Annotated in this window: 18 protein-coding genes; 7 read left to right on the top strand and 11 right to left on the bottom strand. The window is 72.0% G+C overall.

Annotated features, from left to right (window positions below; translation table 11 throughout):
• Nucleotides 1-22 precede the first annotated feature (22 nt).
• Both Q5762_RS25290 and Q5762_RS25285 read right to left on the bottom strand, forming a co-directional pair.
• Nucleotides 23-718, bottom strand: coding sequence for a winged helix-turn-helix domain-containing protein (locus tag Q5762_RS25290; RefSeq protein WP_315894530.1), 696 nt, complete (start codon nucleotides 716-718; stop codon nucleotides 23-25).
• Between the two features lie 18 nt (nucleotides 719-736).
• Nucleotides 737-1,456 carry a TetR/AcrR family transcriptional regulator C-terminal domain-containing protein gene (locus tag Q5762_RS25285; RefSeq protein ID WP_315894529.1) on the bottom strand — a complete coding sequence of 240 codons (720 nt, stop codon included), beginning with the start codon at nucleotides 1,454-1,456 and terminating at the stop codon, nucleotides 737-739.
• 73 nt (nucleotides 1,457-1,529) lie between these two features.
• Here Q5762_RS25285 and Q5762_RS25280 point away from each other — a divergent pair, with 73 nt between their 5' ends.
• The 3 genes from Q5762_RS25280 (at nucleotide 1,530) to Q5762_RS25270 (ending at nucleotide 3,793) form a co-directional block, all read left to right on the top strand.
• Nucleotides 1,530-2,681, top strand: coding sequence for an acyl-CoA dehydrogenase family protein (locus Q5762_RS25280; protein WP_315894528.1), 1,152 nt, complete (start codon nucleotides 1,530-1,532; stop codon nucleotides 2,679-2,681).
• 138 nt (nucleotides 2,682-2,819) lie between these two features.
• A complete protein-coding gene (locus Q5762_RS25275; RefSeq protein WP_315894527.1) occupies nucleotides 2,820-3,107 on the top strand; it encodes a YiaA/YiaB family inner membrane protein in 288 nt (95 codons plus the stop codon).
• A 59-nt stretch (nucleotides 3,108-3,166) separates the two neighbouring features.
• Nucleotides 3,167-3,793, top strand: coding sequence for a TetR/AcrR family transcriptional regulator (locus tag Q5762_RS25270; protein WP_315894526.1), 627 nt, complete (start codon nucleotides 3,167-3,169; stop codon nucleotides 3,791-3,793).
• Here the strand turns inward: Q5762_RS25270 and Q5762_RS25265 are convergent.
• Nucleotides 3,784-4,245, bottom strand: coding sequence for a MaoC family dehydratase (locus Q5762_RS25265; RefSeq protein WP_315894525.1), 462 nt, complete (start codon nucleotides 4,243-4,245; stop codon nucleotides 3,784-3,786). The genes Q5762_RS25270 and Q5762_RS25265 overlap by 10 nt on opposite strands.
• A 110-nt stretch (nucleotides 4,246-4,355) precedes the next feature.
• Here Q5762_RS25265 and soxR point away from each other — a divergent pair, with 110 nt between their 5' ends.
• Nucleotides 4,356-4,820, top strand: coding sequence for a redox-sensitive transcriptional activator SoxR (gene soxR, locus Q5762_RS25260; protein ID WP_315894524.1), 465 nt, complete (start codon nucleotides 4,356-4,358; stop codon nucleotides 4,818-4,820).
• Nucleotides 4,821-4,887: 67 nt separating this feature from the next.
• Here the strand turns inward: soxR and Q5762_RS25255 are convergent, their stop codons facing one another.
• The 6 genes from Q5762_RS25255 to Q5762_RS25230 form a co-directional block, all read right to left on the bottom strand.
• Nucleotides 4,888-5,958 (bottom strand): RNA ligase (ATP), encoded by a 1,071-nt coding sequence (locus Q5762_RS25255; protein WP_315894523.1) that lies wholly within the window; start codon nucleotides 5,956-5,958, stop codon nucleotides 4,888-4,890.
• A gap of 93 nt (nucleotides 5,959-6,051) precedes the next feature.
• Entirely contained in the window at nucleotides 6,052-6,759 is a 708-nt protein-coding gene (locus tag Q5762_RS25250) for a 3-keto-5-aminohexanoate cleavage protein (protein ID WP_315894522.1), read from the bottom strand.
• Nucleotides 6,760-6,810: 51 nt separating this feature from the next.
• The gene (locus Q5762_RS25245) at nucleotides 6,811-7,422 is read right to left on the bottom strand and encodes a hypothetical protein (RefSeq protein ID WP_315894521.1); all 612 of its coding nucleotides are present in this window, start codon (nucleotides 7,420-7,422) and stop codon (nucleotides 6,811-6,813) included.
• A gap of 253 nt (nucleotides 7,423-7,675) precedes the next feature.
• Complete coding sequence (locus Q5762_RS25240; protein WP_315894520.1) at nucleotides 7,676-8,899, bottom strand: serine-threonine protein kinase; 1,224 nt, start codon at nucleotides 8,897-8,899, stop codon at nucleotides 7,676-7,678.
• Nucleotides 8,900-9,000: 101 nt separating this feature from the next.
• Nucleotides 9,001-10,347, bottom strand: a complete 1,347-nt coding sequence (locus tag Q5762_RS25235) for an erythromycin esterase family protein (RefSeq protein WP_315894519.1) — start codon at nucleotides 10,345-10,347, stop codon at nucleotides 9,001-9,003.
• A gap of 113 nt (nucleotides 10,348-10,460) precedes the next feature.
• Entirely contained in the window at nucleotides 10,461-11,720 is a 1,260-nt protein-coding gene (locus tag Q5762_RS25230) for a DUF1343 domain-containing protein (protein ID WP_315894518.1), read from the bottom strand.
• A gap of 150 nt (nucleotides 11,721-11,870) precedes the next feature.
• Between Q5762_RS25230 and Q5762_RS25225 the strand changes: the two genes are divergently transcribed.
• The 3 genes from Q5762_RS25225 to Q5762_RS25215 are packed head-to-tail and all read left to right on the top strand — an operon-like array spanning nucleotide 11,871 to nucleotide 14,996.
• Nucleotides 11,871-12,638: an SDR family oxidoreductase gene (locus Q5762_RS25225; protein WP_315894517.1), complete on the top strand. Its 768-nt coding sequence runs from the start codon at nucleotides 11,871-11,873 to the stop codon at nucleotides 12,636-12,638.
• Complete coding sequence (locus Q5762_RS25220) at nucleotides 12,635-14,362, top strand: AMP-binding protein (RefSeq protein ID WP_399495261.1); 1,728 nt, start codon at nucleotides 12,635-12,637, stop codon at nucleotides 14,360-14,362. Before Q5762_RS25225 ends, Q5762_RS25220 begins: the two co-directional genes overlap by 4 nt.
• A 40-nt stretch (nucleotides 14,363-14,402) precedes the next feature.
• On the top strand, nucleotides 14,403-14,996 hold the full coding sequence (locus tag Q5762_RS25215) for a TetR/AcrR family transcriptional regulator (protein ID WP_315894515.1): 594 nt from the start codon (nucleotides 14,403-14,405) through the stop codon (nucleotides 14,994-14,996).
• A gap of 1 nt (nucleotide 14,997) precedes the next feature.
• Here Q5762_RS25215 and Q5762_RS25210 read toward each other — a convergent pair whose 3' ends face one another.
• Both Q5762_RS25210 and Q5762_RS25205 read right to left on the bottom strand, forming a co-directional pair.
• On the bottom strand, nucleotides 14,998-16,248 hold the full coding sequence (locus tag Q5762_RS25210) for an acyl-CoA dehydrogenase family protein (RefSeq protein WP_315894514.1): 1,251 nt from the start codon (nucleotides 16,246-16,248) through the stop codon (nucleotides 14,998-15,000).
• A gap of 6 nt (nucleotides 16,249-16,254) precedes the next feature.
• Nucleotides 16,255-17,277 (bottom strand): phosphotransferase family protein, encoded by a 1,023-nt coding sequence (locus tag Q5762_RS25205; protein ID WP_315894513.1) that lies wholly within the window; start codon nucleotides 17,275-17,277, stop codon nucleotides 16,255-16,257.
• Nucleotides 17,278-17,375: the final 98 nt, after the last annotated feature.

Raw genomic sequence — 17,375 nt, 5'->3', positions numbered from 1 at the left:
ACCGAATTATCGAGGCGCTCCCTCACCGGAGCACCGCCGGATCGATGCCCAGTGCCTCCTGGAGCGCGCGCTCGCCGTCGGCGGACACCTTCACGGCACGCTCGGAGCCGATCCGTACGCACCAGCCGCTGTCCAGCGCGTGCCGGCACAGAGAGGCCCCCGCGATCCCGGCCAGGTGCGGCTTGCGCTCGGTCCAGTCGAGACAACCGCGCGCGACGGGCCGCCGCCCTGTGGCCGCCAACGGGATCCCGCGGTCCCCGAACCACGCCATGCCCCGGTCGGTGAGCGCGAACCCGGTGTCCTGGCGCAGCAGCCCGCGCGCGGTCATCGCCTCGGTGATCGTGATCCCGAGCCGCCCCGCGAGATGGTCGTAACACGTGCGCCCCCGGGCCATCGCCCGCCCCGCGCTCGCGGCCCGCAGGGTGCCGGGCGCTGCCTTCCGGGCGGGCTCGGAGCGGGCGGCGAGGTCCTCGACCAGGTGAGCGATCCCGGCGTCGGCGAGCCGCACGTACCGGTGCCGTCCCTGCCGCTCCTCGGCGAGCACCCCGCCCGCGACGAGCTTCCCGAGGTGCTCACTGGCGGTGGACGGCGCCACGCACGCGTGGCGCGCGAGCTCCCCGGCGGTCCAGGCCCGCCCGTCGAGCAGAGCGAGCACGAACGCGGCGCGCGTCTCGTCGGCGAAGAGCGCGGCGAGGGCGGCGAGGTCTTTGGATGCCATGAGGACAGGATGCCGCGATCACCGTTCGGCAGCGGCCGAACCGTTCTTCCCCCGCGCCCCTACCTCGTTCTCCCCCTGCGCCCCCGCCTCGTTCTTCCCCTGCGCCCCCGCCTCGTACTGCATCGCCAGCCCGTCGAGCAGTGCCCGCAGGCCCGTCTCGAAGGCGCCCTCGTCGACCTTCTGCCGGTGCTCCGCCAGTAGGTGTGCCTGGCCGAGGTGCGGGTAGTCGGCGGGGTCGTACGCCGTTTCGTCGTCGACGAAGCCGCGTGCGAAGGAGCCAAGGGCCGAGCCGGTGACGAAGTAGCGCATCAGCGCGCCGATGTACGTCGCCTGGGCGGGCGGCCAGCCGGCCCGGACCATCGCGCCGAAGGCCGCGTCGGCGACCCGGAGGCCCGCCGGGCGGCGGCCCGGGCCCTGGGCGAGGACCGGGACGATGTTCGGGTGGTCGGCGAGGGCGGCGCGGTAGGAGGCTGCCCAGTCGTGCAGGGCCGTACGCCAGTCGCGGCCGTCGCCTTCCTCGAACATCGACAGGTCGACTTTCGCGCTGACCGCGTCGGCGACCGCGTCCAGGATCTCGTCCTTGGTGCGGAAGTGGTTGTAGAGGGACGGCCCGCTCACCCCGAGTTCGGCCGCGAGCCGCCGCGTCGAGAGCGCCGCGAGGCCTTCGGCGTCCACGAGCGCACTCGCCGCCTCGACGATCCGGTCTCTGCTCAGCAGGGGCTTGCGCGGTCGGGCCATGGCGCACATAGTAGGCCTGCGCAGAGGAAACTAGCAGTGCTAATTAAACGTCTTCCCGAAGGTCGGTGGCGAAGTGAACCTGGAGCTCAGCGAGGAACAGGAAGCCGTCCGGCAGCTCGCCGAGGACTTCGTCGCCCGCGAGGTCGCCCCGCACGTCGTCGCGTGGGACCGCGCCGAGGACGTCGACCGGTCGATCGTGAAGAAGCTGGGGGCCGTCGGCTTCCTCGGCCTGACGATCCCGGAGGAGTACGGCGGCTCGGGCGGCGACCACCTCTCGTACTGCCTCGTCACCGAGGAACTCGGCCGCGGCGACTCCTCCGTGCGCGGCATCGTCTCCGTCTCGCTCGGCCTCGTCGCCAAGACCATCGCGTCCTGGGGCAGCGAGGAGCAGAAGCGGGAGTGGCTGCCCGGGCTCGCCTCGGGCGACGCCCTCGGCTGCTTCGGGCTGACCGAGCCCGGCACCGGTTCGGACGCCGGCAACCTCGCCACCAGGGCCGTACGGGACGGGGACACGTACGTCGTCAACGGCTCGAAGATGTTCATCACCAACGGCACCTGGGCCGACGTGGTCCTGCTCTTCGCCCGTACCGGAGACGCCCCCGGCCACAAGGGTGTCTCCGCCTTCCTCGTCCCCGCCGACACTCCCGGCCTCACCCGCCGCGCCATCCACGGCAAGCTCGGCCTGCGCGGCCAGGCGACCGCCGAACTGGTCCTTCAGGACGTCCGCATACCCGCCTCCGCGATGCTGGGCCCCGAGGGCAAGGGCTTCTCCGTCGCCATGTCCGCTCTGGCCAAGGGGCGGATGTCGGTCGCGGCCGGCTGTGTCGGCATCGCGCAGGCCGCCCTCGACGCGGCGGTGCGCTACGCGGGGGAGCGCGAGCAGTTCGGCAAGCCCATCGCCTCGTACCAGCTGGTGCAGGAGCTGATCAGCGACATCGCGGTCGACGTGGACGCCTCCCGGCTGCTGACCTGGCAGGTCGCCGACCTGATCGACCGGGGCCAGGACTTCGCCACCGCCGCGTCGAAGGCCAAGCTGTACGCCTCCGAGGCCGCCGTGCGCGCCGCGAACAACGCCCTCCAGGTCTTCGGCGGCTACGGCTACATCGACGAGTATCCGGTCGGCAAGCTGCTCCGCGACGCGCGCGTGATGACGCTCTACGAGGGCACGAGCCAGATCCAGAAGCTGATCATCGGGCGCGCGCTCACGGGCGTGTCCGCGTTCTGAGCGCGTGGACGTTCTGGTGCGTGGATGTTCTGAGCGCGTGGATGTTCTGGGTACGTGCATGTTCTGAGTACCCGGATGCGGACCGCTGAGTACGCGGCCGGATGTGGCGCCCGCCACATCCGGCCGATGCTTACGGCCATGAGTGACACACCGGTCAAGCAGCAGAACACGGCCGCCTACTACACGCAGTCCGTCCTCTCCTTCGGGCTCGCGCTCGCCGCCGTCGCCGTCGGCATCTACCACCTGGACGTGGACGGCTGGGTCCGCGCCTTCCTCGCCATCGCCGTCCTCTACCTCACGACCTCCGCCTTCACGCTCGCCAAGGTCGTCCGCGACCGGCAGGAGGCGGGCCAGATCGTCAGCCGCGTCGACCAGGCGCGCCTCGAGAAGCTCCTCGCCGAGCACGACCCCTTCCAGAAGCTCTAAGCGCTTGCTCAGCTTCGTTGTATGGTGTTCGTCCTGACGGCTGGAGAATGGGGCGAACGATGAGCGTCACGGAGGAGACGCCCGGCGGCGAGGACGCGCCGTGGGGCGAGGTCACGCCCGAGGCGGCCAGGCGGCTGCTCGTCGCGGCCGTCGAGGCGTTCGCCGAGCGCGGTTACCACGCCACCACGACCCGGGACATCGCCGGCCGCGCCGGGATGAGCCCGGCCGCGCTCTACATCCACTACAAGACCAAGGAAGAGCTGCTCCACCGGATCAGCCGCATCGGTCACGACAAGGCACTGGAGATCCTCCGGGCCGCGGCGGACGGCGAGGGCACGGCGGGCGACCGGCTCGCCGACGCCGTACGGTCCTTCGTGCGCTGGCACGCCGAGCGGCACACCACCGCGCGGGTCGTCCAGTACGAGCTCGACGCGCTCGGGCCCGAGCACCGTACCGAGATCGTGGCGCTGCGCCGGGAGTCCGACGCGGCCGTGCGCCGGATCATCAACGAGGGCGTGGCGGCAGGGGAGTTCGACGTGCCGGACGTGGCCGGTACGACGGTCGCGGTGCTGTCGCTCTGCATCGACGTCTCGCGCTGGTTCAACACCCAGGGCCGCCGGACGCCGGACGAGGTCGGCGCGCTCTACGCCGACCTCGTGCTGCGGATGGTCGGCGCTCAGAAGTAGTAGCGCGAGACCGACTCGGCGACGCAGACCGGCTTGTCGCCGCCCTCGCGCTCCACCGTCACGGTCGCGGTGACCTGCACCCCGCCGCCCGCCTCCGTCACCTCGGTCAGCACGGCCCCGGCGCGCAGCCGTGAGCCGACCGGCACGGGGGCGGGGAAACGGACCTTGTTGGTGCCGTAGTTGAGGCCCATCTTCATGCCCTCGACGCGCATGATCTGCGGAACCAGGGTCGGCAGCAGCGACAGCGTCAGATAGCCGTGCGCGATGGTCCTCCCGAACGGCCCGCCGGCCGCCCGCTCCGGGTCCACGTGGATCCACTGGTGGTCACCGGTCGCGTCGGCGAACAGATCGATCCGCTTCTGCTCGATCTCCAGCCAGTCGCTGTGCCCCAGCTGCTCGCCGACCGCGGCACGCAGCTCCTCGGCGGAGGTGAAGATCCTCGGCTCAGCCATGTTTCCGTCGTCCCTTCGTGAACCTGTGACTCCAGTTTCTAAGCGCTTGCTCAGCATGTGGGGGTGAGGACCTCGCTGTCAACGGACAGGCGGACAGTAGGGTTGGAGGAGTGCCGCAGATTCCAGAGAAGATCCATGAACTCACCGTCGGCCAGCTGTCCGCGCGTAGCGGCGCCGCGGTGTCCGCCCTGCACTTCTACGAGACCAAGGGCCTGATCAGCAGCCGCCGTACGAGCGGCAACCAGCGCCGCTACGGCCGTGACACCCTCCGCCGGGTCGCCTTCATCCGGGCCGCGCAGCGCGTCGGCATCCCGCTGGCGACGATCCGTACGGCGCTCTCCGAACTCCCCGAGGAGCGCACGCCCACCAACGAGGACTGGGCGCGGCTCTCGGGGGCGTGGCGCACGGAGCTGGACGAGCGGATCAAGCAGCTCGGACGGCTGCGGGACCACCTGACCGACTGCATCGGCTGCGGGTGTCTGTCCCTGCAGACCTGCGTCCTGTCCAACCCGGACGACGTGATCGGCGAGCAGCTCACGGGCTCGCGCCTGATGGGGGAGCGCCGGCAGGCGTAGGCATACGTGCGAAGAGGGGCCCGCCACCCCCGTGGACGGGCCCCTCGGTCCTCATGGCTCCCACCGGTCACTCGTACTCGGTGCCGCCCTTACGGGTCAGATAGGCCGGGCTGACCGCCTTGGCGATGGCCCGGCCGCCGACGACCGGGCTGTACCGCTCGGCGACCGGACGGATCACGACGCCCTCCCGCAGATGCAGTTCGCGCCCGGACACGGTCTCCCGCCCGCTCGCCAGTTCAAGCACGGTGTCCAGGTCGTACGGCCCGGTGTACAGCCGCGGTACGAGCGGCAGTTCGCCGGCCTCCAGGACCTCGGCCGGGTCCAGCCACCGCACCTGACCGTCGATCTCGGCCGACACGTCGAAGACCGCGTAACCGACGCCCTCGCTGCGGGCGTTCGCGCCGTAGCCGAGGTCCTGCACCCCCGCCCCGTACACCTCGCCGAACAGCCCGACCCGGCGCGCGCCCAGGCGCTCGGCGAGCCGCGCCGCGACCGCCGGGACGCCGTGGCCGTGGATCGCGCGCCAGTACAGGTTGCGCGGGTCCTCCTGGAGCGCGAGCCCCTTCGCGCCGAAGCCCTTCGAGGAGACCTGGAGGCGCCCGTCCGCCGCGAAGTACGTGGCGAGGCAGGCCGAACCGTGCAGCTTCTCGGTCAGGACCACCGGCTCGCCGGGCTCGAAGACGTCCGGATACCGCTGGAGGTTCTCGATGTCGACCCACGGCAGCAGGTCGGGCGCGGCCTCGACGTCACCGTTCATCGTCGGCGGGATCGGCGGCACCCACTTCGTGATCCCGAGCAGCTCGGCGAAGTCGGTCCCGTCGGCGGCGGCCTCGGCCAGGTCGACGTCGGCCAGCGCCTTCGGCCGGCACACGATCCCCTGCGACAACTCCCCGCGCAGCCGCACCGCCTTGACCCGGTCCGACGCCTTTCCGGCGAGCCGCCCGGTCAGCCCCAGCTCGTCGACGAGCGCGGTGGGCAGCACGGCCTGCTCCGGAATGTAGACGGCCACATCCCCGCTCCGGTACACCCCCTTGGCGACGACGGCCCGGTAGAGCCCGACCTGCGCGAGCTCCAGCGCGTCGGCGTTGGGATGGACGTGAACGGCCAGTGTTTCGGCGGTGACGCGCAGCGTCGACATGTCAGTGCTCCGGTGACTCGGGTGTCGCTCTCATCGCGGATCACTGTGCGGGAACGATATTCCGGTGGGCCACCGAATTGCGCTCTGGTACGGTCACGCCTCCCGTGCGGCCGTGACCAGTTGGGCGTTGGACTCCGCGCGGCTGCCGTCGGGCAGAACGAGGGTGTCCTCCAGGCCGATGCGGGTGTCGAGGCCGAGGCGGCGGGCGAGACGGAGGACCGGCCAGGTGCCGGCGTCCTCGCCGTGGAGCAGGATCGGGCGGCCGTGGCCGACGGTGCTCAGCTCCGCGAGCAGGGTCCGGGCCGTGGACTCGGCCGTCGTCGGGTCGGGGTCGGTGACCTCCGCCAGGATGCGCAGCACCCGGGGCGCCAGGGGCGAGAGGAGGAAGCGTCCAGGGCCTTCCGTACCGGACCAGAGGCCCGCCTCCACGCCCACGCCCCGCTCCAGGAGGGCGGCCGCGAGATCCTCCGCGCCCGGCTCGTGCCAGTTCACCGAGGCGTGGTCGGGCAGGACCGTCCAGGCCCGTACGCGCTCCACCCGCCGTACGGGATCGGGCTCGGCCCAGGCGCCCGTCGTCACGCCCACCGGGACGTCGACGGCCTCCCGGATCGCCGCCAGCGTGGCCACGAGGACCCGCGGCGACAGCGTGTCGCTCCCGCAGGGCGTCCTCGGGTGCACATGGACGTCCCGCGCCCCCGCCGCGACCGCCCGGGCCGCCGACTCCGCCATGGCGCCCGGCGACATGGGTACGGCCGCCGAATCCCCGGCCCCCCGGGTCCCGTTCAGACAGACCTGGATCAACGTGTCCCCCCGTTGTCCCCGTTGTCCCCGTTGCTCAGCTCGCACGGCTCGTCACGCCACCGACGCCAGCCGAGGCACCGCCCCTTCCCGCGCCTGTGCCAGTGCCCCGGTCGACAGGACCGCCCGGGGCACGACCACACCGCAGTCCCCGCACACCGGGCCGAACCACGGCTCGTCCGCCAGATCCGGCCGCCACTCGATATGGTCGCCCGCGCACACCGGACAGTGGTCCCCGGGCGCGGACTCCAGCGCGGCGATCAGCCGCCGCAACACCTCGGCCAGCGGCTCCGAGGGATGGACCTCCGGGTCGTCGCAGCGCGCGACCCCGTTGCCGCCCCACGTCCGCCGGTGCCAGTCGTCCAGCGCGCCCGGCCGGCGCAGTCCCTCGTGCTTCTCGCGCCGCCGCCGCGCCGCGAACTCCTTCTCGTACGCGAGCCACACCGCCCGCGCCTCCTCCAGCTCGTCCAGCGCGGCCACCAGCCGCCCCGGATCGAGCTCCCGGTCCTCGGGCCCGAACCTGTGCCGGCGGCACAGGTGGTCCCATGTCGCGCGGTGCCCGTACGGCGCGAACCGCTCCAGGCACTTGCGCAGCGAATACCTCCGCAGTGCCGTATCACTCCCCGGATCGCGCACCTGTCTCGCAAGACTCCGGAAACCCGCCATCGCTCCGCACCTCCGTCGCTGGTACTTCGGCGTCAAGGACGTTATGGGATGGACGAACGACCGGCCCTTCGTGTTCCATCGAAAATTCGATGGGGCCCATCAGAGGCGCCAGGGGGAGTTCTGGTGCAGGACGTACTGCTGGAATCGCCGACGGCGGCCGGCCCTCGGCGATCCGCTGTGACGCATCCCACAGTTGCTGTCTCACCCAGGGGCGCTCGCTCGTCGTGACGCGCCCCGCGGGCCGTGGGCTGACCTACCGCCCCCCGATCCGCCCCGCCGACACCACCACCCGTGCCAGTTCCGGGTGGCAGATGTCGCTGTGTTCGCCCACCACCTCCGCCGCGTCCACGCTCACGCATCCCGACGCCGGCAGTCCGTCGCGCAGGGCTCGCGACAGGGGCAGGACAGGGGTGTTCGGGACGGCCTGGATGCCGTCGTGGCCGATGGCCGTCCAGCGTCTGTCCGTGCCGAGCAGGGAATCGGCGTCCCTCGCCAGCCGGGAGGCCAGGGGGTAGAACACCCGGAGTGCGGTGTCGTGCCGCGAGTAGCAGGCCACCACCGGGCCGTCGACGCGGCCCTGCAGGTCGCGCAGCGCGCCGCCCCGGCCGGGTTCGTGCGGCAGGCGCGCTGCGAACGCGTAGTGCGAGAAGGCCCCTTGGAGCAGCGTCACCGACGCCACGTTCCGTGCCCCGGAGGGCATGCCGCGCAGCCCGTACGAGACGAGGCGGGCGCCGAAGCTGTGCCCGACGAGATGGAACCGCAGGCCCGGGGAGGAGCGGGCCACCTCGCCGAGCAGGGGGCCGAGGCCCCGCTCGCCGACCGTGCCGGCCCGCCGCTTCATCGTGTAGTACGTGGCCTGGCGCAGCGCCTCCTTGGCGCCCTTCCAGTACCGCGACAGCCGGTCGCCGAACGCCTCGCGCGGGGTCGGCACGCTCCCCGGCCCCGACGCCTCCTCCAGCGCGTCCGTGAACATCGCGCAGACCGCCACCGTGTCCGCGAGCAGGAAGTCGGGCACGTCCGGGCCGCCCTCGCCGAAGGCGTGCGCGCGGTGCGCCCCGTCCGTGTCCGTCAAACGCCGCAGCAGCTCCCCGAACTCGACGAACGCCGCCTCCTCGTCCGGCTGCTCCTCCAGCAGCGCGGCCAGCCGCCCGACCACCGCCTCCTTGCCCGGGTGCACGGCCGCCACGGACTCGAAGTCGGGGATCGGCTCGTCCGAGAACATCATCGACGGCCACACCACCCCCGCGTACCCCACCCGCGCCCCCGCCGCCCCCAGGGCGTCCGGGAACGGGGCGAAGAACGCCCCGTACAAGCGGTCCGCCACGGAAGGAGTGTTGTTCCACCCGTGGGCGAACATCACCACGTCCGTGACCCCTTGGGCGGCCAGGCCCGCGAGCGCCTCGCGCTGCCCCGCCGCCCCGTCGCCGTCCTTGTCGAAAGTGACCTTCCGGTACGGCTCCACACTCATCCCGGCCATGGCCTGCCCGTCCCTCCGCGTCGGGGAAACCCGTCGAGAAACCCCTGGGGTGACTCTTCCCGCGGCCAGCATCCTGCGCGCACGGCGGAACGGCCAGGTTCTCAGCGCAGGCGCGCCGCGGAGACTTCCGGGAAGTGCACCAGCAGGTCGTACGACGTGGCGAGCCGGACCGGCGCCTGGTTGCCCGCCCACGGGTACGCGGTACCGATCAGCCAGGCCGGGCGGTGCGTGTTCAGCCAGCTCCGCGCGGCGGGCGTCGTCGTGCGCAGGTCCAGGTAGAAGGGGCGCGGCGACACCCGGTCCAGTACCTCCGCACTGCTGTCCGCCGCCGGGAACCCGACGGTGAACCGCCGGATCGGTTCGCCCGGCGCCTCGGTGTCATGCGCGTTGAAGGAGCCCTTCCCGAAGGAGGCGCCCATGCTCACGTAGTCCCGGCCCAGCGCGTCGCGCAGGAAGGCGCCCTGGAGGCGCGGGTACTGGTCCGGCTTCGTCGTCTCGTAGCCGACATGGCCGTTGTGCGCGGACAGGAGGATCCGGTCGCCGGTCGCCCGCTGCCACCACACGGTGTTCTCGGCCATGATCCGGTCGCGGTAGAGCATCGCGTCGGCGATTCCCCCGGCCGTCGCCACATCGTGCGCCAGCTCGGTGCCGACCTGGGCGATCGCCCGCGCGTGCTGGACCATCCACGCGTGCTTCTCGCGGTCCCTGCCGGGCTTCTGCTCTTCGAGCAGGGCCAGCGCGCGGTTCACGTCCGCCGCCATCCGTCGCCGCTCCTCGACCGGCTTGGCCAGGTACGCGTTCATCCAGGCGTCGACCTCGCCGACCGGCCGCGAGGCCCGGTACAGCTCCTGGAAGCGCGGCAGCAGGCGAGGATACGTACGGGCCGTATAGTCCGTGACCGTGTCGAAGAGGTTCGCGCCCGCGTAACCCAGGTCGTTGCCCATGAACCGCACCTGGTGGTCCGGGTGGCGCAGATTGTGCTGCCGCATCCAGACGATCAGGTCGAGGTACTCCTCGGTGTTCCAGAAGCGGTACGCGTTCTGGAACTCGTCGGCCAGGATCCGCTCCGGGTCGCCCTTGCCGAACCGTACGTAGTCGTCGAGCAGCAGCCCCGTGGACCAGTTGGCCTCCAGGGCGAAGGTGGTGAAGCCCTTCTTCTCCACCAGGTGCTCGAAGATCCGGTGCTTGGTCTCGAAGAACTCGGCGGAGCTGTGCGTCGCCTCCCCGATCCCGAGGACCTTGGCCGAGCCGATCATCCGGTCCAGCGGACGCAGGTCGGCCAACGGGCGTGCGCTGTAGGCGAGTTCCCGGGCGGGGTCGGTGGTCGGAGTCTCCGTGCGGGCGGCCGGCGCGAGCGCCGCGAGGCAGAGCGTCACGACCGCTCCCACCAGCGGTAAGCGTCGTCGTACGGAAGAGGCGGAGGTGTGCGGACGTGTGATCGTGTTCATGGATCAAGCCTGTCGGCCGGGGCCCCGCCCCGGCCAACCTGCCAACACCCCGGCCCGTCGGGGGGTTTGCCTCACCGGCCACCGGCCACCGGCCTCTGGTCACCGGCCTCTGGTCACCGGTACAGCAGATACTCCCGCCGCACCGCACGGAACGCGGCCAGGTCCGCACCCCACGCACCCACCACCTCGTCCGTGTCCGCGCCCGCGTCGATCAGGGTGCGTACCCGGGTCGAGCCCGTCAGCTTGTCGATCCAGTTGTCCGGGCGCCAGGAGAAGCCGCTCCAGGCGCGCTTGGCGCTGACGAGGAGCCCGATCCCCGTCCGTACGGGGTCGAAGGCGACCCGGTCGTGCACCTGCACCTGCACGCCGCCGACCGTCTTCCCCTGGAACTTGGAGAAGGTCGGGGCGAAGTACGCCTCCCGGAACCGCACCCCGGGCAGCCCGAGCGCGTTCGCGGCCTCCGCCCACCGCCGGTCGATCCCCTCCGCGCCGAGCAGCTCGAACGGGCGGGTGGTGCCGCGCCCCTCGGAGAGGTTGGTGCCCTCGAAGAGGCAGGTGCCGGGGTACACGAGCGCGGTGTCGGGCGTCGGCATGTTCGGGCTCGGCGGCACCCACGGCAGCCCGGTCGCGTCGAAGAAGTCCGAGCGCTTCCATCCCGACATCCGTACGGTCTCCAGCGCCACCGGCCGGGCCAGGAACTCCCCGTTGAACAGCAGCGCCAGCTCCGCGACCGTCATCCCGTGCGCCTGCGCGATCGGCTCGCGCCCCACGAAGGTCGCGAACGCGCGGTCGAGGACCGGTCCGAGCGCGGCCCGCCCTGTGACCGGATTCGGCCGGTCCAGGACGACGAACCGTTTCCCCGCCAGCTCGGCCGCCACCATGCAGTCGTAGAGCGTCCAGATGTACGTGTAGAAACGGGCGCCGGCGTCCTGGATGTCGAAGACGACGGTGTCCACGCCCGACGCGGTGAAGACGTCCGCGAGCGGCTGACCGCTCTTCAGGTACGTGTCGTAGACGGGCAGCCCGGTCGCCGGGTCGTCGTACCGGCCCTCGGAGCCGCCGGCCTGCGCCGTGCCCCGGAAGCCGTGCTCGGGGCCGAAGACCGCCACCAGGTCCACCCGGTCGTCGGCGTGCATGACGTCGACGATGTGGCGGACGTCCGCCGTGATTCCGGTCGGGTTGGTGACGACGCCGACCCGCTGCCCGGCGAGCGCCCGGTATCCGTCGCCCGCCAGCCGGTCGAATCCGGTCCGGACCCGCTTCCCTCCCTCGTGCGCCGCCGCGGAAGGGGCGGTCACCGCGCCCACCCCGAGTGCGCCGCCGGCGGCCAGCAGGCTGCGTCTGGACGGTCTCGACAGGCTCGACAGGTTCATCCGGAAACCTCCTTGATCGCCTTCCCCGACATGGCCCCGCACGCTAGCGCGCCTGACCGCCCCAGGGAACGAGGCGTGTGCCGGGACTTTCGCCACCACATACCGACTGGTTAGTCTGCCCGTACTGTCGCAACGGAGAGGCGGGTCCCGATGAGTACGGTCGTGCAGGGTTCTGGAGTGGTCGTCACGGGCGCTGGGGGCGGGATCGGGGCCGCGCTGGCCCGCCGGTTCGCCGCCGAGGGCGCCCGGGTCGTCGTCAACGACCTCGACCCCGACCGCGCCAAGGCCGTCGCCGAGGAGATCGGCGCCACCGCCGTTCCGGGCGACGCCTCGGAGATCGTCGAGGAGGCCCGCGCGGCCCTCGGCGGCACCGTCGACGTGTGGTGCGCCAACGCCGGACTCGCCTCGGGCGGCGACGCCTTCGCCGACGAGGCCGTCTGGGCCGCCGCCTGGGACGTCAACGTCATGGCCCACGTCCGCGCGGCCCGCGCCCTGCTGCCCGACTGGCTGGAGCGCGGCAGCGGCCGCTTCGTCTCCACGGTGTCCGCCGCCGGGCTGCTCACCATGATCGGCGCCGCCCCGTACAGCGTCTCCAAGCACGGCGCGTACGCCTTCGCCGAATGGCTCTCCCTCACCTACCGCCACCGGGGCCTCAAGGTCCACGCGATCTGCCCGCAGGGCGTCCGTACGGACATGCTCACCGCCGCCGGATCGGCCGGCGAACTCGTCCTCGCCCCCACCGCGATCGAGCCCGAGGACGTCGCCGACCGCCTCTTCGACGCCATCGAGGCCGACCGCTTCCTGGTCCTCCCGCACCCCGAGGTCGCCGACTACTACCAGGCCCGCGCCACCGACCCGGAGCGGTGGCTCGGCAACATGAACCACATCCAGCGGAAGTGGGAAGGGGACCGCGCATGACCTCGACGGAGAGCGTGTCCGGGTCGGGGTCGGGGTCGGGTTCCGGGTCCCGGTCCGGGCCCGGGTCAGGGTCAGGGTCCGTGTCGGTTTACGCCGCCAAGCCCTGGCTCGCCCAGCTCAGCGAGGCCCAGCGCGGGCCGATATCCCCGCCGCCCACCCCGCTGCACGCCTTCCGTGCCGCCGCCGCCCGCGCCCCCGAGCACCCGGCCCTCGCCTACTTCGACGGCCGGCTCACCTACCGCGAGACCGACGCGCTCTCCGACTCGGTCGCCGGACACCTCGCCGCCCACGGCCTGGCCAAGGGCGACCGGGTCGCGATCATGCTCCAGAACAGCCCGCACTTCGTGCTCGCGCTGCTCGGCGCCTGGAAGGCCGGCGCGACCGTCGTCCCGCTCAACCCGATGTACAAGGCGGGCGAGGTCGGGCACGCCCTACGGGACTCCGGGGCGACCGCCCTGATCTGCTCCGACCGCGCCTGGGAGGGCTTCCTGCGGGAGACCGCCGCCGACACTTCCGTACGCATTGCTCTCACGGCCTGCGAACGCGAGCTCCAGACGCGCGACGACCCGCGCGTCCTCACCTTCGAGCAGGTGCCCACCGAGGTCGGCGACCTGCTCGCCGTCGCCCGCGCCGGACACCCCGCCCCCGAGGATCGCGAGCTCACCGGCGAGGACGTGGCCCTGATCAGCTACACCTCCGGCACCTCCGGCACCCCCAAGGGCGCCCTCAACCTCCACCGGGGCATCGCCTACAACGCCGAACGCCAGCGCACCGGCCACCCCGTCCCGCCGGGCGGCGGCTACTTCGCGCTCGCCCCGCTCTTCCACATCACCGGCCTCGTCTGCGAGCTGGCCGCCTGCTTCGCCAACGCCGGCACCCTCGTCCTCGCGTACCGCTTCGACGCCGGGGTCGTCCTCGACGCCTTCCTGGAACACCGCCCCGCCTTCACCGTCGGCCCCTCCACCGCCTTCATGGCGCTGGCCGCGCACCCCGGGGTCACCCGGGACCATTTCTCCTCGTTCCTGGTCATCGCCTCGGGCGGCGCGCCCGTCCCGCCCGCCCTGGTGGAGAAGTTCCGCGCCGGCTTCGGCCCGTACATCCGCAACGGCTACGGCCTCACCGAGTGCACCGCCCCCTGCGCCGCCGTACCGCCCGAGAAGGAGGCCCCGGTCGACCCGGCCTCCGGGACCCTGTCCGTGGGCGTCCCCGGCCCCGACACGGTCATCCGGATCCTGGACGAGGACGGTGCGGAGGTGCCGTTCGGCGAGAACGGCGAGATCGCCGTGCGCGCCCCGCAGGTCGTCCCCGGCTACTGGCGGCTCCCCGAGGCCACCGCCGCCGCCTTCCCCGAAGGGGAACTGCTGACCGGCGACATCGGCTTCATGGACGCGGACGGCTGGCTCTACGTCGTCGACCGCAAGAAGGACATGATCAACGCCTCCGGTTTCAAGGTCTGGCCCAGGGAGGTGGAGGACGTCCTCTACACCCACCCGGCCGTCCGCGAGGCCGCCGTCGTCGGCGTCCCGCACGACTACCGGGGCGAGACGGTGAAGGCGTACGTGAGCCTCCGCCCGGGGAGCGCCGTCGAGCCCGCCGAGCTGTCCGCGTACTGCGAGCAGCGGCTCGCCGCGTACAAGTACCCGCGCGAGGTCGAGATCCTGGCGGAGCTGCCCAAGACGACAAGTGGGAAGATCCTCAGGAGGGAACTCCGTTCCCACGAATAAGACCGACCAAACCAAGATCACGAGAGAAAGGCGGCGGCGCATGGCCAGGACGACGGACGGGAGCGGCACCCCCGTCCCCCAGAGGCTGCTGGCCGCCGCCACCCGGCTCTTCGCGGAGCAGGGCTACGACCGCACCTCCGTCCAGGAGATCGTGGAGGCGGCGGGCGTCACCAAGGGCGCGCTGTACCACTACTTCGGCTCCAAGGAGGACCTCCTCCAGGAGGTCTACTCCCGGGTCCTGCGGCTCCAGCAGGAGCGGCTCGACGCCTTCGCGGACGCCGACGCCCCGGTCGAGCAGCGGCTGCGCGACGCCGCCGCCGACGTCGTCGTGACCACGATCGAGAACCTCGACGACGCCTCGATCTTCTTCCGCTCGATGCACCACCTCAGCCCGGAGAAGAACAAGCAGGTACGGGCCGAGCGGCGGCGCTACCACGAGCGCTTCCGTGCCCTCATCGAGGAGGGACAGGAGGCCGGGGTCTTCTCGTCGGCGACCCCGGCGGACCTGGTGGTGGACTACCACTTCGGCTCCGTCCACCACCTGTCCACCTGGTACCGCCCGGACGGCCCGATGACGCCGCAGCAGGTCGCCGACCAGCTCGCCGACCTGCTGCTGCGCGCGCTCCGTCCCTGACCTACAGGTACTTCTTCAGCTCCCGCCGGGCCAACGACCGCTGGTGCACCTCGTCCGGCCCGTCCGCGAGCTTCAGCGTCCGCGCCCCGGCCCAGAGTTCGGCCAGCGGGAAGTCCTGCGACACCCCGCCCGCGCCGTGCACCTGTACGGCCTTGTCGATGATGTCGACCACCGCGCGCGGGGTCGCGATCTTGATGGCCTGGATCTCCGTGTGCGCGCCCCGGTTGCCGACGGTGTCCATCAGCCAGGCCGTCTTGAGCACGAGCAGCCGCAGCTGCTCGACGGTCACCCGGGAGTCCGCGATCCAGTTCTGCACCACGCCCTGCTGGGCGATCGCCTTGCCGAAGGCGGTACGGGAGACGGCCCGGCGGCACATCAGCTCGATCGCGCGCTCGGCCATGCCGATCAGCCGCATGCAGTGGTGGATCCGGCCGGGCCCGAGCCGGGCCTGCGCGATGGCGAAGCCGCCGCCCTCCTCGCCGATCAGGTTCGCCGCCGGGACGCGGACGTCGCGGAAGACGACCTCGGCGTGACCGCCGTGGGAGTGGTCCTCGTACCCGTACACCTGCATCGCCCGGCGCACCTCAAGGCCCGGGGTGTCGCGGGGCACCAGGATCATCGACTGCTGACGGCGGATGTCCGCGCCGTCGGGATCGGTCTTCCCCATCACGATGAAAATCTTGCAGTCCGGGTTCATCGCCCCGGAGATGTACCACTTGCGCCCATTGACGACGTAGTCTCCCCCACTCTCGGCTTCGCTCGAGCGGGAGGTGCCCCCACCCTCGCGCAGGATCCGCGTCTCGATGTTGGTCGCGTCCGAGGAGGCCACCTCGGGCTCCGTCATCGCGAACGCCGAGCGGATCTCCCCCGCCAGCAGCGGCTCCAGCCACTGCTTCTTCTGCGCCTCGTCGCCGAACTGGGCGAGCACCTCCATGTTCCCGGTGTCGGGCGCGGCGCAGTTGAGGGCGGTGGGGGCCAGCTGCGGGCTGCGGCCGGTGATCTCGGCGAGCGGCGCGTACTGGAGGTTGGTCAGACCCGCCCCGTGCTCGGCATCAGGGAGGAAGAGGTTCCACAGCCCCTGGCGGCGCGCCTCGGCCTTGAGGTCCTCCACGATCTGCGGCGTGTCCCACGGCGAGGCGAGCAGGGCCCGCTGCTCGTGGGCGGTCTCCTCGGCCGGGTAGACGTGCTCGTCCATGAAGGCGAGCAGCTTCTCCCGCAGCTCCTCGGTGCGCGCGTCGAATGCGAAGTCCATGGTGGATCAGCCTTCCTGGAGGGTGGTGAGGCCGTGCTCGATGAAGACGGGGACGAGTTCGCCGATGCGGTCGAAGCCGGCGCCGACGGTCTGGCCGAGGGTGTACCGGTAGTGGATGCCCTCCAGGATCACGGCGAGCTTGAACCAGGCGAAGGCCGTGTACCAGGAGATGGCGGAGGTGTCGCGGCCCGAGCGGGCGGCGTACCGCTCGATCAGCTCGGCGGGGTCCGGGTGCCCGGCGGCCGCGGCGGTGGTGGAGACGGGGGAGTGCGGGACGTCGAGCTTCGCGCTGTACATGGCGAGCAGGCCGAGGTCGGTCAGCGGGTCGCCGAGCGTGGACATCTCCCAGTCGAGGACCGCCTTGATCCGGTCGTCCTCGCCGATCAGGACGTTGTCCAGGCGGTAGTCGCCGTGCACGACGGTCGGGGCGGGGGAGGCCGGCAGCGAGCGGCCGAGCGCGGCGTGCAGCTCGTCGATGCCCGCGAGCTCCCGGTTGCGGGAGGCGTCGAGCTGCTTGCCCCAGCGGCGCAGCTGCCGGTCGAGGAAGCCCTCGGGCCGCCCGAAGTCGCCGAGTCCCACCGCCTCCGGGGCCACGGCGTGCAGCTCGACCAGCGTGTCGACCAGGCCGAGGACGGCCTCGCGGGTGCGCTCGGGGCCGAGCGGGGCGAGCTGTTCGGCGGAGCGGTACGGAGTTCCGGCGACGAACTCCATGACGTAGAACGGCGCCCCGAGGACGGAGTCGTCCTCGCAGAGGAGCACGGGCTCCGGGACCGGCACGGCCGTCGTGTGCAGGGCGCTGATCACCCGGTGCTCGCGCTTCATGTCGTGCGCGGTGGCGAGGACATGGCCGAGCGGGGGCCGGCGGACCACCCAGCGGTCGGTGCCGTCGGAGACGACGTAGGTCAGGTTGGACCGGCCGCCCTCGATCAGCTGGGCGTCGAGGGGACCGCGCACGAGTCCCGGCCGTTCCCGGTCGAGGAATCCGCGCAACTGCTCGGGGTCGAGACCTGGTGGCTGGGCTGAGCTCATCGTGCGTACCTCCGGGGACGGGGGACCGGTCGGCGTTCATGATGACCGACCAGTCGGTATGTCGTCCAGGGCGGGGTGGGGGTCGCGTGCGATCCGGT

Source organism: Streptomyces sp. P9(2023), assembly GCF_032436795.1.
Taxonomy (GTDB): domain Bacteria; phylum Actinomycetota; class Actinomycetes; order Streptomycetales; family Streptomycetaceae; genus Streptomyces.
Note: the sequence above shows the minus strand (reverse complement) of the source record. Positions and strands in the feature narration are given on the sequence as shown.